This is a genomic window from Planktotalea sp. (genome assembly GCF_050633725.1).
In the GTDB taxonomy this organism is placed as follows: Bacteria; Pseudomonadota; Alphaproteobacteria; order Rhodobacterales; family Rhodobacteraceae; genus Planktotalea.
Genome location: NZ_JBOEHB010000003.1, coordinates 48,393 through 61,966, shown reverse-complemented (window position 1 = coordinate 61,966; position 13,574 = coordinate 48,393). Strand labels below are relative to the sequence as shown.

Annotated in this window: 12 protein-coding genes; 7 read left to right on the top strand and 5 right to left on the bottom strand. The window is 54.7% G+C overall.

The window, feature by feature from the left end; translation table 11 throughout:
* The first annotated feature begins 9 nt into the window (after nt 1-9).
* Nucleotides 10-1,521: an anthranilate synthase component I gene (trpE, locus tag ACRBCU_RS03910; RefSeq protein WP_431364060.1), complete on the top strand. Its 1,512-nt coding sequence runs from the start codon at nt 10-12 to the stop codon at nt 1,519-1,521.
* 123 nt (nt 1,522-1,644) lie between these two features.
* Here trpE and ACRBCU_RS03905 read toward each other — a convergent pair whose 3' ends face one another.
* Genes ACRBCU_RS03905 through ACRBCU_RS03895 form a run of 3 tightly spaced genes read right to left on the bottom strand, consistent with a single transcriptional unit; the run spans nt 1,645 to nt 4,653 of the window.
* Nucleotides 1,645-2,652: an ABC transporter substrate-binding protein gene (locus tag ACRBCU_RS03905; RefSeq protein WP_431364059.1), complete on the bottom strand. Its 1,008-nt coding sequence runs from the start codon at nt 2,650-2,652 to the stop codon at nt 1,645-1,647.
* Nucleotides 2,631-3,995: a sensor histidine kinase N-terminal domain-containing protein gene (locus ACRBCU_RS03900; protein ID WP_431364058.1), complete on the bottom strand. Its 1,365-nt coding sequence runs from the start codon at nt 3,993-3,995 to the stop codon at nt 2,631-2,633. The genes ACRBCU_RS03905 and ACRBCU_RS03900 overlap by 22 nt, the downstream gene beginning before the upstream one ends.
* Complete coding sequence (locus ACRBCU_RS03895; RefSeq protein WP_431364057.1) at nt 3,985-4,653, bottom strand: response regulator transcription factor; 669 nt, start codon at nt 4,651-4,653, stop codon at nt 3,985-3,987. Before ACRBCU_RS03895 ends, ACRBCU_RS03900 begins: the two co-directional genes overlap by 11 nt.
* Before the next feature lie 108 nt (nt 4,654-4,761).
* Between ACRBCU_RS03895 and ACRBCU_RS03890 the strand changes: the two genes are divergently transcribed.
* The 4 genes from ACRBCU_RS03890 (at nt 4,762) to ACRBCU_RS03875 (ending at nt 8,980) form a co-directional block, all read left to right on the top strand.
* On the top strand, nt 4,762-5,748 hold the full coding sequence (locus ACRBCU_RS03890; protein ID WP_431364056.1) for a tripartite tricarboxylate transporter substrate binding protein: 987 nt from the start codon (nt 4,762-4,764) through the stop codon (nt 5,746-5,748).
* 64 nt (nt 5,749-5,812) lie between these two features.
* On the top strand, nt 5,813-6,298 hold the full coding sequence (locus ACRBCU_RS03885) for a tripartite tricarboxylate transporter TctB family protein (protein WP_431364055.1): 486 nt from the start codon (nt 5,813-5,815) through the stop codon (nt 6,296-6,298).
* Between the two features lie 10 nt (nt 6,299-6,308).
* Nucleotides 6,309-7,820: a tripartite tricarboxylate transporter permease gene (locus tag ACRBCU_RS03880; RefSeq protein WP_431364054.1), complete on the top strand. Its 1,512-nt coding sequence runs from the start codon at nt 6,309-6,311 to the stop codon at nt 7,818-7,820.
* A 242-nt stretch (nt 7,821-8,062) separates the two neighbouring features.
* Nucleotides 8,063-8,980, top strand: coding sequence for a tetratricopeptide repeat protein (locus tag ACRBCU_RS03875; protein WP_431364053.1), 918 nt, complete (start codon nt 8,063-8,065; stop codon nt 8,978-8,980).
* Here ACRBCU_RS03875 and ACRBCU_RS03870 read toward each other — a convergent pair.
* Both ACRBCU_RS03870 and ACRBCU_RS03865 read right to left on the bottom strand, forming a co-directional pair.
* On the bottom strand, nt 8,977-10,338 hold the full coding sequence (locus ACRBCU_RS03870; protein WP_431364052.1) for an autotransporter outer membrane beta-barrel domain-containing protein: 1,362 nt from the start codon (nt 10,336-10,338) through the stop codon (nt 8,977-8,979). The genes ACRBCU_RS03875 and ACRBCU_RS03870 overlap by 4 nt on opposite strands.
* Nucleotides 10,339-10,433: 95 nt before the next feature.
* On the bottom strand, nt 10,434-11,813 hold the full coding sequence (locus ACRBCU_RS03865; RefSeq protein WP_431364051.1) for a divergent polysaccharide deacetylase family protein: 1,380 nt from the start codon (nt 11,811-11,813) through the stop codon (nt 10,434-10,436).
* A 159-nt stretch (nt 11,814-11,972) separates the two neighbouring features.
* On the opposite strand from ACRBCU_RS03865, the gene ACRBCU_RS03860 reads away from it, so the two are divergent.
* Entirely contained in the window at nt 11,973-12,554 is a 582-nt protein-coding gene (locus ACRBCU_RS03860; RefSeq protein ID WP_431364050.1) for an anthranilate synthase component II, read from the top strand.
* The gene (gene trpD / locus ACRBCU_RS03855; protein ID WP_431364049.1) at nt 12,551-13,564 is read left to right on the top strand and encodes an anthranilate phosphoribosyltransferase; all 1,014 of its coding nucleotides are present in this window, start codon (nt 12,551-12,553) and stop codon (nt 13,562-13,564) included. Before ACRBCU_RS03860 ends, trpD begins: the two co-directional genes overlap by 4 nt.
* Nucleotides 13,565-13,574 lie beyond the last annotated feature (10 nt).

Genomic DNA, 13,574 nt, shown 5'->3' with positions numbered 1-13,574 from the left:
GTAACGCCCATGGCGCTGGTCCCCTCGTTTGATGATTTTAGCAAGGCCTATGAGGCTGGACATAATCAAGTTGTGTACACGCGCTTAGCCGCGGATTTGGACACGCCCGTTTCGCTGATGCTCAAACTTACGGGGGCTCAAAAGGATGCCTTTGTGCTTGAATCGGTGACAGGCGGCGAAGTGCGCGGACGATATTCAATCGTTGGTATGAAGCCTGATCTGATCTGGCGCAGCGAGGGCAAAACTTCCTCGCTCAACCGCATGGCGCGCTACGACGCAGAGGCGTTCGAGCCTCAAGACATGCCGCCTCTTGATGCCCTGCGCGCGCTTATCGCCGAAAGCTACATTGAATTGCCCGATGATCTACCTCAGGCGGCGTCTGGCCTGTTTGGCTATCTCGGTTATGACATGATCCGCCACGTCGAGCATTTGCCAAATGTAAACCCAGATGCTTTGGGCGTCCCTGATGCGATCATGCTGCGCCCTTCCGTTGTCGCGGTTCTGGACGGTGTCAAAGGAGAAGTGACTGTCGTCTCTCCCGCTTGGGTCAGCGATGGACAATCCGCGCGCGCGGCCTACGCGCAAGCGGCGGAACGTGTGATGGACGCAGTGCGTGATCTGGAACGCCCGATGCCCGCCGCCACCCGCGATCTGGGCCAAGCAGAAGATGCGCCAGAGCCTGTCAGCAATTTTACCCGCGAGGGCTACAAATCCGCGGTCGAAAAGGCAAAAGAGTACATCAAAGCCGGTGACATCTTTCAGGTCGTGCCGTCGCAGCGCTGGTGCCAGGAGTTCAAACAGCCGCCCTTTGCGCTGTACCGTAGTCTGCGCCGCACCAACCCCTCGCCGTTCATGTTCTATTTCAACTTCGGCGGTTTTCAGGTTGTCGGCGCCTCCCCCGAAATTCTGGTGCGTGTGTTTGGCAAAGAGGTCACAATCCGCCCCATCGCGGGCACCCGCAAACGCGGCGCGACGCCTGAGGAAGACAATGCGTTGGAAGCCGATCTGCTCGCCGATCAAAAAGAATTGGCCGAACACCTTATGCTGCTCGATCTGGGCCGCAATGATGTGGGCAAGGTTTCCAAAATCGGCACGGTTCGACCGACAGAGGAATTTATCGTAGAGCGTTATTCACACGTGATGCACATCGTCTCCAACGTCGTGGGCGAGCTCGCGGATGATCAAGACGCGCTTTCTGCGTTCTTTGCGGGCATGCCCGCTGGCACGGTCTCTGGTGCCCCGAAAGTACGCGCAATGGAGATTATCGACGAACTCGAGCCAGAAAAACGTGGCATCTATGGCGGCGGGTGTGGATACTTCTCTGCGGGCGGTGACATGGATATGTGCATCGCTTTGCGCACTGCGGTCGTAAAGGATGAAAAGCTCTACATCCAAGCGGGCGGCGGCGTCGTCTATGACAGCGACCCCGAGGCCGAATATATGGAAACTGTGCACAAAAGCGGCGCGATCCGCAAAGCCGCAGAAGACGCGAGCCGATTTACAGGGAACGGCAATAGTTGAGGCGGGTTTGAAAAGACCTTCGGCCTCAACGCGCCAAGGCTTGAGCTGTGGAACCGTGTAGAGCGGGTTCAAGCTTTGGAAATTTGACGATGAGGCCACACAACTCGCTCTTCAATTTCTGAACTATCTCTGGATCACGGCGTCTTCCCACTCAGCAATAAAGCCGCGCCTTTTGAGAGTATCAAGAAACGTCATCAATGCAGGCTCTAGCGCAATTGTCGCGTGATCAGCACCGTTAGCCAGAATTTCTAAAGGCGGCAGTAGCACCGCATTTTCATCCTCCTTTGAGCGCTGCATTATCAGGTGTTTTACGAATGCCGCTGCACGTTTGGGGTGTGGTGCGTCCACCGAGACGAAGGCCGTGCGCATCATTGTTGTTGGAAAATCGGAAGGCAGGATAATCTCTATCTTTGACTGGCTCTCTATCCGCGCGCTTGCATAGCTACCAAGCACATTATACGCGATAGCTATTGTGCCATCTGCGAGATCATCGATCATTTCTCCGGAGCAGCAATAAAGCCTCAAATCCAAAGCCCCCATAACCTCCATCAATCGCCAATAGGTTTCTGACGCCCGCGCGTCTTGCGTTGCGAACAGATACCCCACGCCTGATTGGCGAACATCATATGTGCCAATGCGTCCTTGGAAGACCTCTGGTCGCGCACGAATGGCCTCAATCAAATCCTGACGCGTTTTGGGTAAAGCATGCCCCGAAAATGCATCGCGATTGACAACGATCGCTGCTGGCTCCGAAGTGAATGCAAACAGGCTTTGACGCCATTGGGCCCAAGAAGGATGAACAACATCGTTTAGTTGAAGTGCTAAACCATCATTTGCAGTTTTGAACTGTAGGTCCATCGCGCTGGAAACAACCAAGTCGAAAGCACTTGGGTCAGCTCTGAAAATCCGGTCAATGTCAGCGGTGCCTGCAACAAAATAGTCCACTTCGAGTTCTGGGTTTTTAGCCAGAAAGTTCTCTATGATTGGAGCAAACAGAGACGTGTCGGTGCTGGAGATGATCCGCAAGGTTTGCTGTGGCGTAGCACCTTCGAACAAGCGCCGATCTTCCCAGTCTTGGCTGAGCAAAATCTGAGGCAGTAGCCATAGACCTAAAGCAATAAAGAAGCGCATGCACCGCCCTCCTCGCGGTTAGACAGATGAAGCGTCCCGCCATGTGCGACTGCCACATCCTTTGCAATGGTTAGACCAAGGCCCGAGCCAATGGTTCCTTGTGCATTCGTGCCTCGCTTAAATCGCGTCGCCAACTCATCTAGGTCTTCTTTTGGAAAGCCCTTTCCGCCATCACAAACACAAATTTGAACACGCGGCTTGGCTGTGACGTTGATGTCAACGACGCCCTCACTAGGTGAATATTTCAGCGCATTATCGAGCAGGTTTCGAACGGCGTTTTGCAGCAGTATCGGATCTCCTGAATAGGGTACATGATCGTCACCGAGGAGCCGCAATTCGAGGTCTTTCATTTGTGCGATCGCGCGCAAGCGCTCCACCAAGTCATCAACGAGAGCGACAAGGTCAATGTCATCCCGCTTTAAGTGATCCGCGCGAAAGGTGATCATTGCATGATCCAACAGTTGGCCAGCTGCGCGCGAACTTTCATCAATCGCACGCACCATAGAGCGCATAGCCTGCCTGTTTTCTTCTTTATCCACACGCTGCAACGTGGCTTCCGCGTATGAACGTACCGTTGCCAACGGGGTGCGAACCCTATGCGCAGCTTCCGCGATAAAATCTTCTGATTGTTTTAGTGAATGATCCAGCCGCCCCATCAAAGAGTTTAGCGACGTCACAAGCGGCTGCATTTCGACGGGAACAGGTTTTTCGAAGGGGCTAAGGTCTTGCGGGCCACGGCGCGTCACGGATGTTGTCAGACGCTTCAATTGTCCGATTGTCGAAGAGGTCGCCCAAAACGATAGCAGGGTTGTCAAAGCGAAAAAGCCGGCGCCCAAAACAGCCGCGTTGAGCGAAATTAGTTTCAAAGTTCCTGAGAGCGCGTCTTGCGTTTGCGCCAGAGAAACCCTGACTTGCGTGCGCTTGTCTTTCCCGATCAAAGTGCGAGAATCCGAAACGACGCGCACTTGGGTCCCTTTATATTTTGCCGTTTGGAAAATTTTTTCTCGCCCCGAAACCGAAGCAATCACAAGATCTTCATAACCAGATAAGAAGACGTCATCTTGGTAGATTGCGTAGAAAACCCGGTCATCAGATGCAGTGCTTAGCATTGAGAACGACGCATACGGGATGTCGAGCTCAACCGCGCCGTCGCGAAGTGTTGCTGCGTCCAAGATAGAAGAAACTGATGCCGAGAGAATGTTGTCCTGCCCCTGTTGCGCCACTTGCGTTGCATAGTTTCGGATCGCAAAAAACAAGACGAGTGCGAGGATCGCAGCGCCGCCGATCAGTGTTAGAACCAATCGGTTTCTGAGTGATCCTGAAGCGGCGATGTTAACTGTCATGATCAAGCCGATACCCAATCCCGCGCAACGTGGTGATCTTCAAACTTGACGGCTCAAGATGCTTACGTAACCGCGCAATATAGACTTCGATCGCATTCTCAGAAACATCCTCGTCATAAGAGAACAGCCGATCCGCGAGTTTTTGTTTAGAAAATATTTGCTCAGGCGAGTTAAGCAGAAGTTCGAGCAAACGAAGTTCACGGTTGCGCAGGTTCAGGCTTTTGCCGTGTACAGACAAAAGCCCAGCAACGGGATCAAAAACAACGCCTCCCATCTCTAAGACGGTTTTTGATTTCCCCGCTTTGCGGCGCAAAACCGCGCGGCACCTTGCTTCTAATTCGGCGTGATCGAATGGCTTTGTGACGTAATCATCCGCCCCTAAATCAAGCGATCCGATTCGATCAGAAACCTGACTTCGCGCGGTCAAAACGATCACTGGCGTGTCTCGATTACGTGCACGATGCGCTTTTAGGAAGGTCCGACCATCGCCATCGGGCAACATGATGTCGAGCAGAATGAGATCGTACTCATCGGTCTCAACAAAGGCGTTTGCATCACCCAAATTACTAGCATGTTCAACGACATGCCCATCCAACCGCATACGGGAGGACACGGCATCTGCAAGGGCTTGATTGTCTTCAACCAGAAGGAATTTCATGGGCGAGAGGAGCCAATTTGTTAGGGTGTCAGGTCAGTGTCAGGTTCTTGTGCTCTTATCAACTTAACTGAGCCGCAGTGCGGGCAGTTGTCAAATGGGAGGAATATCATGACGACTTTGAAAATGGGCCGTAGGGCCCTGATCGCGGCAGCTATTGCTGCTCTTGGATTTACATCTAGCGCGCAGGCTGATGGCCACCAAGTGGTAGACAGCATTCATTTCTTGATCCCGGGTGGCCCTGGCGGCGGCTGGGACGGCACCGCGCGCGGCACAGGCGAGGCGCTGACAAATGCGGGCCTTGTTGGCAGCGCATCCTACGAGAACATGTCTGGTGGCGGCGGCGGAAAAGCCATCGGTTTCTTGATTGAAAACGCAGCCAGCAATGAAGGCACTTTGATGGTCAACTCAACGCCCATCGTCATTCGCTCGCTCACAGGTGTTTTCCCACAGAGCTTTCGCGATCTGACGCTGGTTGCTGGCACCATTGGCGATTACGCAGCAATCGTTGTGAACAAAGACAGCTCGGTCAATTCAATGGCAGATTTGATCGCGGCCTATGACGCTGATCCATCTGCAACCGCCATCGGTGGTGGCTCTGTCCCGGGCGGCATGGATCACCTCGTTGCCGCAATGGCGATGGAAGCCGCGGGCAAAGATGCGCTGGGTGTAAAATACATCCCATATGATGCGGGCGGCAAGGCAATGGCCGCGTTGCTTTCAGGTGAGATTGCAGCGCTTTCAACTGGTTTCTCCGAAGCGGTCGATCTTGCGAACGCGGGTGAAGTCAAAATTATCGGCGTGACATCTGACGAGCGCGTCGCAGCAGCGGAAAATGCGATGACCATGAAAGAGCAAGGCATCGACATGAGCTTTGTGAACTGGCGTGGCTTCTTCGGTGCACCGGGTCTATCTGCGGAAAAGACCGCTGCTTACCAAATCGCGCTTGAGAAAATGTACGACACACCAGAGTGGGAAGCCGTGCGCGCCCGCAATGGTTGGGTGAACATCCACAATTCCGGTGATGATTTCAAAGCGTTCCTCGAGAACCAGGAAAAGGTCATTGGTGATCTCATGAAAAAGCTGGGCTTCCTTTAATAGCAACAGCGCTGGCAGAGCGGTGCCCCGCTCTGCCTTTTTTGGAATTTGGGGGGACGCGACAATGGCTTTGGATCGCTGGATCGCATTGATCTTTTTGGGCATTTGCATGATGTATGGCTACACCGCGTGGTTCACGATGGACGCAGGGCTCGCCCCTTTTATGAAGCGTAATCCGATTTGGCCCAGCACGTTCCCAAAGGTGCTTTCGGTCCTCTCGATTTCTGCCTGCCTCGTGATCCTGTCTGGTCTTGAAAAGTCAGTGCCAAAAGAGGCCGAAATCGACTACCGCCGTTTGCACGAATACAAACTCGGACAAGCGATTATACTACTTTGCCTTATGGTGGCCTATGCGATCTGCTTGCGCCCCGTTGGCTTCATCATCTCGACCAGTGCTTTCTTGTTCTTTGGATCGTTCGTCTTGGGTGAGCGCAAATGGATATTGATGATCTCAATATCAGTGATCACGACGATGATCGTTTGGTATCTCGTGCAAGAGGTGCTCGGGATTTACATGCGCCCCCTGCCGGGCATTTTCAGCGCGAATTGAGGGATTTGACATGCTAGAAGGACTACTCATTGGCCTGCAAACGGCCATGTCATTCCAAAACCTCGCGATGGTTATTGCAGGGTGTTTGATCGGAACGTTTATTGGCATGCTTCCGGGCCTTGGTCCTATGTCGATCATCGCCATAATGATCCCCGTCGCGATTTCGATGGGTGATCCATCTGCCGCGCTAATCCTATTGGCCGGCGTCTACTACGGGGCTATTTTTGGCGGCTCTACCTCTTCTATACTTTTGAACGCTCCCGGCGTTGCAGGCACGGTCGCGTCAAGTTTCGACGGTTACCCGATGGCGAAACAAGGCAAAGCGGGCAAAGCTCTGACCGTCGCTGCGATTTCAAGTTTTGCGGGCGGCACGATTGGCGCAATCTTGTTGATGATTTTCGCGCCAATGCTGTCCTCTGTCGCGCTTCTATTCCATTCCGCCGAGTACTTTGCTTTGATGGTCGTAGGGCTTTCCGCCATTGCCGCATTCGCGGGTACTGGCCAAGTTGCCAAAGCGATACTTATGACCGTTTTCGGCTTGATCATGGCCACCGTGGGCGAAGGCACACTATTCAGTTTGCCGCGCTTCACAGGTGGTATCATGGACCTACAAACGGGCTTTGGTTTTATCACGCTCGCAATGGCGATGTTTGCACTCCCCGAGGCTTTGTTCTTAGTTCTTAAGCCCAAAGAAGCAGGAAGTAGCGACACCGAAATCAAAGACCTACGTGTCACAGGCGCTGAGGCCCGCTCGATCGCGCCGGTTATTGGACGTCAGTCCATGCAAGGGTTTTTCATTGGTGTTTTGCCCGGCGCAGGCGCAACGATCGCAAGTTTTCTGGGCTATGCGGTAGAGCGCAATTTGGCGAGCAAAGAAGAACAAGCCGAGTTCGGAAATGGTTCTATCAAGGGGCTCGCTGCGCCAGAAACAGCCAACAACGCTGCCTGCACAGGTTCATTCGTTCCGTTGCTCACACTGGGCATTCCCGGTTCAGGCACGACGGCAATTCTGCTTGGTGCGCTCATTGCGCTGAACGTTTCACCGGGTCCACGCTTGATGATTGATGAGCCGCAGATTTTTTGGGCCGTTATTATGTCAATGTTCATTGGCAACTTGGTTTTGTTGATTTTGAACCTGCCACTGATCCCCTACATCGCAAAAATCCTGTCGATACCGCGAAACTTTTTGATCCCGTTCATTTTGTTCTTCACCTTGATGGGCGCTTACATCGGGCAAAACAACGCAACAGAACTCTTGATCCTTGTAGGGTTTGGCGTTTGTGCAACCGCTTTAAAATTCGCCGACTATCCTTTAGCGCCATTACTGATCGGTTTCATTTTGGGCGGCATGTTAGAAGACAATTTTGCCCGCTCCATGCAATTGTTTGATGGCATTTCCTTTATCTGGGAGCGGCCAATGACACTCGGATTGTTGATCATTGCCGTCATTTTGATCTTGCTGCCGAGCTTCAGGGCGCGCCGCGCAAAATGGCGCGCTCGCGGTGTCGCTGATGGCGATTAGTCCTTCGCAAAGGGTTTGAACTGCTCGATAGATCAGGGTGCCAAAATCTACGCTGGCGGTATTCTTAGAGCAGACAACGCCGACAGATGATCAAGCAATTGACCGCTAAAGATCGCCCATAACTCGCGATGGAATAGATTTGCCTATCGACGCCTTTGCCTTAGATTTTGAACGCATAGCTTTTCCTTTGCATATCGAATTTCGGCGTTAAACTGTCCTCATTTTCCACAGAGGGTTTTACAATGCGTTTCGTTTCGATAGCTTTGCTTGCGGCTTTGAGCCTCCCCCTGCCCTCCTTTGCTGGCCCTACGGACGCAGAACTCGCAGCCGCGCGATTGGAATATATCGACGGCGATTATGAAGCTGCACTTGTTGTGATCCGAGAGGCCGCGGAAGACGGCAGCGCGCTGGCGCTCAACATCATGGGGGCAGCCTATGATGACGGGCGCGGCGTCGAGCAAGACGCAGCCATCGCAGTCACTTATTTCGAGCGCGCGGCCAAAGCGGGCGAGGTGCGCGCCCGTTATAATTTGGGGTCTCTCTTTGCCTACGGATCTGGCAATGTTCCTGCCGATCCCAAGCGCGCCAAACGCGAGTTTCGCCTTGCAGCGTCGGCAGGCTATGCGCCCGCAATGACCGCTCTGGGTCAATTGAGGGCAAGCGCCACGCCCGCTGATCACGAAGCCGCTGCGGATTGGTATGAGAAGGCGCATCTAAAGGGTGATGTTGTCGCGACCGCAAACCTTGCGCATGCTTTTGCTGTTGGACAGGGGCGCAATGAAAATTGGACGCGCGCGCGCGTGCTTTATACCGAAGCGGCCGCACGTGGCTTTCCGCGCGCATTTAATGATCTGGGGGTGATGCATGAGCAAGGACGCGGCGTGCACCCTGATGCCCTAACTGCGTTTAGCTTCTTTTTGCAGGGGGTGCAGCTTGGATACCCCAAAGCGGGTATCAACTTGGCTGAGTTGATCGTCAAAGCGCAATTTTCCTTTGCCACCAAAGAGGCCGCGCTGGGATATTGTTATTGGGGCATGGACAGAGCCAGCGATTCAGAGCGTGCCTCGTTCCAAGAGGATTGCGATGAGCTGGAACGTATCCTGCAACCAGATGAAACCGCGCGCGCTAAGGCGCGCAGTTTCGCTGATGGTATTCGCTAGAACCGAAGCGCGTAGCTGATGCTCACGCCGTAATCGCGCAGACCGTTTGACAACTCTCCACGATCAATCGAAAGCGCAAGACTGCCATAGCGGCCGTCCGAATTGATGCCAAGCGCGACGCGCGGCGCTCTATTACTGCTCCGAGTGCCAAGACCATTGTCAAAGTTTGTTTGCTCGGCAGCGAGCGTAATAAAGGGCGTCACAGATTGACCGCGCATTTTCATTTCATAGGCAAATGTTCCACCGACAGACGCGGTGATTGATGTCACTTCCCGCGCAGCAATGGGAACGATCCCGACAGTGCGGCCCGGCTCTTCATCACGATACCCGCGCACCGAGGCGAAAGGCGTAGCCGTCCAGCCATGAAGTTGGTAGCTATAGCGCGCGTTCAATGCCCCTAGCATACGATCACTGTCAAAGTTGCCGAGCCCGCCTTTGACTTCGGTTTTGCCTCGCGCGATGTAGCCGTCTAGCGTAACAGGCCCCAGGTTCGCCGCAAAGTACGGGCCTCCTGCGAAGCTGCGCATATCGCTCGACAAGGCTCCCTGTTTCAGCGTCAGATCATCGCCCGTCACCATAAGGCCCAACAGGAAACGATCCGAGAACCGTCGATCGACGCCAAAGGTCAGCGCCGTGCTCTTGGCCGAAAGCGTCGGCCCGTCAAAACGGCGATGCCCAAGAGCAACCCACCCGTTCCAATCCGCATCAGGGCGTCCTAGCGCACCTGCTGTAGAGACAAAGAATCCTTGCGTGGACACGCTCACACCGCTCGATCCGCCAAGCCGTGATCCGATCGCGCCCGAGACAGCACCGCTGGCAGCGTTGCTTTGTCCTCCCGCGGAAATTTGCGAGCTTTGCGTAACATTGTTTTGCGCCGTTGCGATTTGTTGTGCGGTTGGGCCAGCCTTTACCGCAGCCGCAGTTGCGCCGCCGCCTTCGCCGCAGGTTAGCGTCCATTTGACAAAGGACGTCTCATTGTGGCTTGGCTCTACCTGGAATTCGCCCCCATCACCCGGCGAAAAGGTCCAAGTCTCGCAATCAGATTGGCCTTTGGTATAGGGAACTTCGAACATGCCGCCCGGCGAATTCTGGCAAGCCAGCGCCGTTCCCATTTGATTTCCTGCCGCGTCAAACGTACGTCCATCAATGCGCATGGTAAACGTCGGAGCATCAGCTTGCATCAAGGTGACGCTACCGCCTGGCGCGAGTATAACGGTGCCACCGGCAGAAGAGCCACCGTTATGGGTGCCTGTTCCACCGGTGCAATCTAAGGTAAATGAAAGCGCTGGCGAGGCAACAAAACATGCCAATAGCACGCCAGATCGCTTCGCAGCGGTTACAATCGAGGTAATTTTCATTGTGCAATCCCGCTAATCAATACATTTGAATAAGCAAATTCTTGCTCACCCGCAGGTAGAAATCAAGCAAAACTAGGCTCGCACATGGAGCCCGATTAGTTTTCTTTGGTCAAAACGCCCGATACAGGAACCAGCGCAACGCGGCTGGCGCGATCCGCAAGCCCCCAAATCAACAGCGCCGATATTGTCTCTGCGCGCAATCGGCCAAGCATGATGACACCGCCCTCTTGCCCAGCTTTAAACGCCGCCTGATCAAGGAAGCGGCGGATCACACCTGCCTTTTGATCTTTGCCATCAAAATCGCGAAAGACCGTCGCCGACGGAATGCCTTCACGGCGCGCTAGTTTCTGCGCGGTGTTCAACCCATTTGCTTGAAGAACCAACCCATGTCCGCTTTCGAGAACGATTTTGGTGATTTGATCCGTCACTTCGCGGCTGTTTTGTAAGCTCACATCTGGCGTTTCCAGAATTGCGACGGCTTCGGGAACCGCGCTTAGGTAAGCCGCCAAGGCGATCTCTGTATCGCTCGCTGTTGCGCCTGCTGGCAATCCAGCCAACGCCATGACCTCAAAGCCTTTGGAGCGATAGATTTGCATCCGCTCACCCGCATTCGGCAGGCTTGCATCGACGGCGAATGTCAGCGGGTACGGAAACGCCGCAAGCGCATCCACGCCAAGGTCGGTGTCTCCTTCGTCGATCAGGACAATCGCCATTAAAGGTTTGCCGTCTTCTGCTGTGTATTCGGCGGCGAAGCGTTCAATTGGTGGTGGCGCGACGGCGCTTGGCGCGCCTTCTTCGACAGCAGGTTCCTCGCTTAATGACGGCAGGCGGTTGGTTGTCACCTCTGGCGCGAGGTTGCCAATTGTCCCATCCGACTTAGGAAGGGCGGCAATAATTTCGTCGGTGATCCGCGCTTCAGGTTCTTGCGCAGGAGCGTCTTCAACAGGAGCTTCTTCCTCGACATCGTCAGCTTGGGGGTCAGCTTCCGCGACGACTTCAGGCTCGGCAGCACCTTCTTCGCTCACATCGACCTCATCAGATCGAGGCACCGTGACCTCGGTTTCGTCTTCGCTCACTTGCGGCGTTTCGACCTCTGGCTCAACAACAGCAGCTTCGGCGACCTCTGGCTCTTCCGCTTGCGTTGCCTCGGTGACAGCTGCATCGTCTTCAACGTCCATCACTTCTGGCGTGGCTTGGGCCATCTCGGCCGTGTCGCCTTCCGGCTCGGCCGCAGGCATATCTTCCGCCACTGGCGTGTCTTCGGCAGCGTCGCTTGAGACCTCGGGCGTTTCGACTTCGGGTGTCTCGGATTCTGTGGTTTCAGCGACGCTCGCCTCGGTAGGCATAACCTCTGCAACGTCTTTTGGCGAAGCCGCGCTTGGTTTGAAATCCGGATAGGCGAGTGACAAGCCACCTGCGCCAACGGCAGAAACGACTGCGCCCCAAATCAGTCCTGAAAACACACCTCTAGCCACGCTCGATCCGCCTTAAACCGCTTCAAATTGTTATTCTAAGTTTGACCCTTTGCGCGCGGCAAGACAAGGGGGCTCTTGACCCTCGCGCGTGCACCTGAGCATGTAGGGGCCAACTCAGCCTCGCATCTATGCACGGCTATTGCTAAATTGAGACACTTGATGCTGCTATTGATCGATAATTACGACAGTTTCACCTATAATCTGGTGCATTATCTTGGCGAACTTGGCGCGCAGATCAAAGTGATCCGCAACGACGCCATGAGCGCTGCCGAGGCTATGGCGCTCAATCCTGCAGGAGTATTGCTCTCGCCGGGGCCGTGTGATCCTGATCAGGCGGGCATTTGCCTTGATATGGTGGAGATCGCTGCTGCGACGAAAACACCGCTGATGGGTGTGTGTTTGGGACATCAGTCCATCGGGCAAGCCTTTGGCGGCAAAGTCGTGCGGTGCCATGAAATTGTGCACGGAAAGATGGGCCAAATCTCGCATTGCGACAGCGGATTGTTTGCAGGTCTGCCAAGCCCGTTTGCGGCGACGCGCTATCACTCTTTGGTGGTAGAACGCGAAAGCCTGCCTGACGCACTGAAAATTACCGCCGAATTGGACGACGGAACGATCATGGGGTTAGAACACAATGAACTGCCTATACACGGCGTTCAGTTTCATCCTGAATCGATCCGCTCCGAGCATGGACATGCCATGCTGCAAAATTTCCTCAACACAATGAAGGTTCCCGCATGAGCGACGCGCTAAAGCCCCTAATTGATGCAGCCGCTGACCGTGCGTTGACGCGCAGCGAAGCCGAGACGGCCTTTGAAATTCTGTTTACCGGCGAAGCGACCCCAAGCCAGATTGGCGGTTTATTGATGGCGCTAAGAACACGTGGTGAGACAGTGGATGAATACGCCGCTGCGGCCTATGTGATGCGCGAGAAGTGCAATGCTGTGAAAGCCCCCGAAGGGGCGATGGACATCGTGGGCACCGGCGGCGATGGCAAAGGCACATTGAACATCTCAACCGCGACAGCCTTTGTCGTTGCAGGCGCTGGCGTCACTGTCGCCAAGCACGGCAATCGCAATCTTAGTTCAAAATCCGGTGCCGCCGATGCGCTTGGACAAATGGGCATCGATGTGATGGTTGGCGCGGATGTGGTGGAGGCAGCGCTCGCCTCGTGTGGTATCGCCTTTATGATGGCGCCGATGCACCATCCCGCGACGCGCCACGTGATGCCAACCCGCGCCGAACTTGGCACGCGCACGATCTTCAATATTCTCGGCCCGCTGACAAATCCTGCGGGTGTAAAACGCCAGCTTACAGGCGCATACAGGCGCGATCTGATCCGACCAATGGCGGAAACTCTTGGGCAGCTTGGCTCTGACGCAGCGTGGCTCGTGCATGGCAGCGATGGCACCGATGAGTTGAGCATCGCTGGTGTCTCTTGGGTCGCAGCATTGGAAAACGGCACCGTACGCGAATTCGAAGTAAACCCCGAGGATGCCGGCCTGCCAGTGCATCCATTTGAGGCGATCCTTGGCGGCACGCCCGAAGAAAACGCCGTTGCGTTCCGCGCGCTTTTGGATGGTGAACAAAGCGCCTATCGCGATGCGGTTTTGCTGAACGGCGCGGCTGGCTTAGTGGTCGCAGGAAAAGCCAATGATCTAAAAACAGGGGCCGAAATGGCGCGCGAAAGTATCGACAGCGGCGCGGCCAAAGCCAAAGTCGAAGCGCTTGCTAAAGCCACGCAGAAGTAAAGAGAAACAC

Coding starts and splice junctions, on each gene's coding strand:
- ACRBCU_RS03905 (WP_431364059.1), bottom strand. CDS start 2,652: ATGCGCTTCTTTATTGCTTTAGGTCTATGGCTACTGCCTCAGATTTTG.
- ACRBCU_RS03890 (WP_431364056.1), top strand. CDS start 4,762: ATGACGACTTTGAAAATGGGCCGTAGGGCCCTGATCGCGGCAGCTATT.
- ACRBCU_RS03895 (WP_431364057.1), bottom strand. CDS start 4,653: ATGAAATTCCTTCTGGTTGAAGACAATCAAGCCCTTGCAGATGCCGTG.
- trpD (WP_431364049.1), top strand. CDS start 12,551: ATGAGCGACGCGCTAAAGCCCCTAATTGATGCAGCCGCTGACCGTGCG.
- ACRBCU_RS03885 (WP_431364055.1), top strand. CDS start 5,813: ATGGCTTTGGATCGCTGGATCGCATTGATCTTTTTGGGCATTTGCATG.
- ACRBCU_RS03880 (WP_431364054.1), top strand. CDS start 6,309: ATGCTAGAAGGACTACTCATTGGCCTGCAAACGGCCATGTCATTCCAA.
- trpE (WP_431364060.1), top strand. CDS start 10: ATGGCGCTGGTCCCCTCGTTTGATGATTTTAGCAAGGCCTATGAGGCT.
- ACRBCU_RS03860 (WP_431364050.1), top strand. CDS start 11,973: ATGCTGCTATTGATCGATAATTACGACAGTTTCACCTATAATCTGGTG.
- ACRBCU_RS03900 (WP_431364058.1), bottom strand. CDS start 3,995: ATGACAGTTAACATCGCCGCTTCAGGATCACTCAGAAACCGATTGGTT.
- ACRBCU_RS03875 (WP_431364053.1), top strand. CDS start 8,063: ATGCGTTTCGTTTCGATAGCTTTGCTTGCGGCTTTGAGCCTCCCCCTG.
- ACRBCU_RS03870 (WP_431364052.1), bottom strand. CDS start 10,338: ATGAAAATTACCTCGATTGTAACCGCTGCGAAGCGATCTGGCGTGCTA.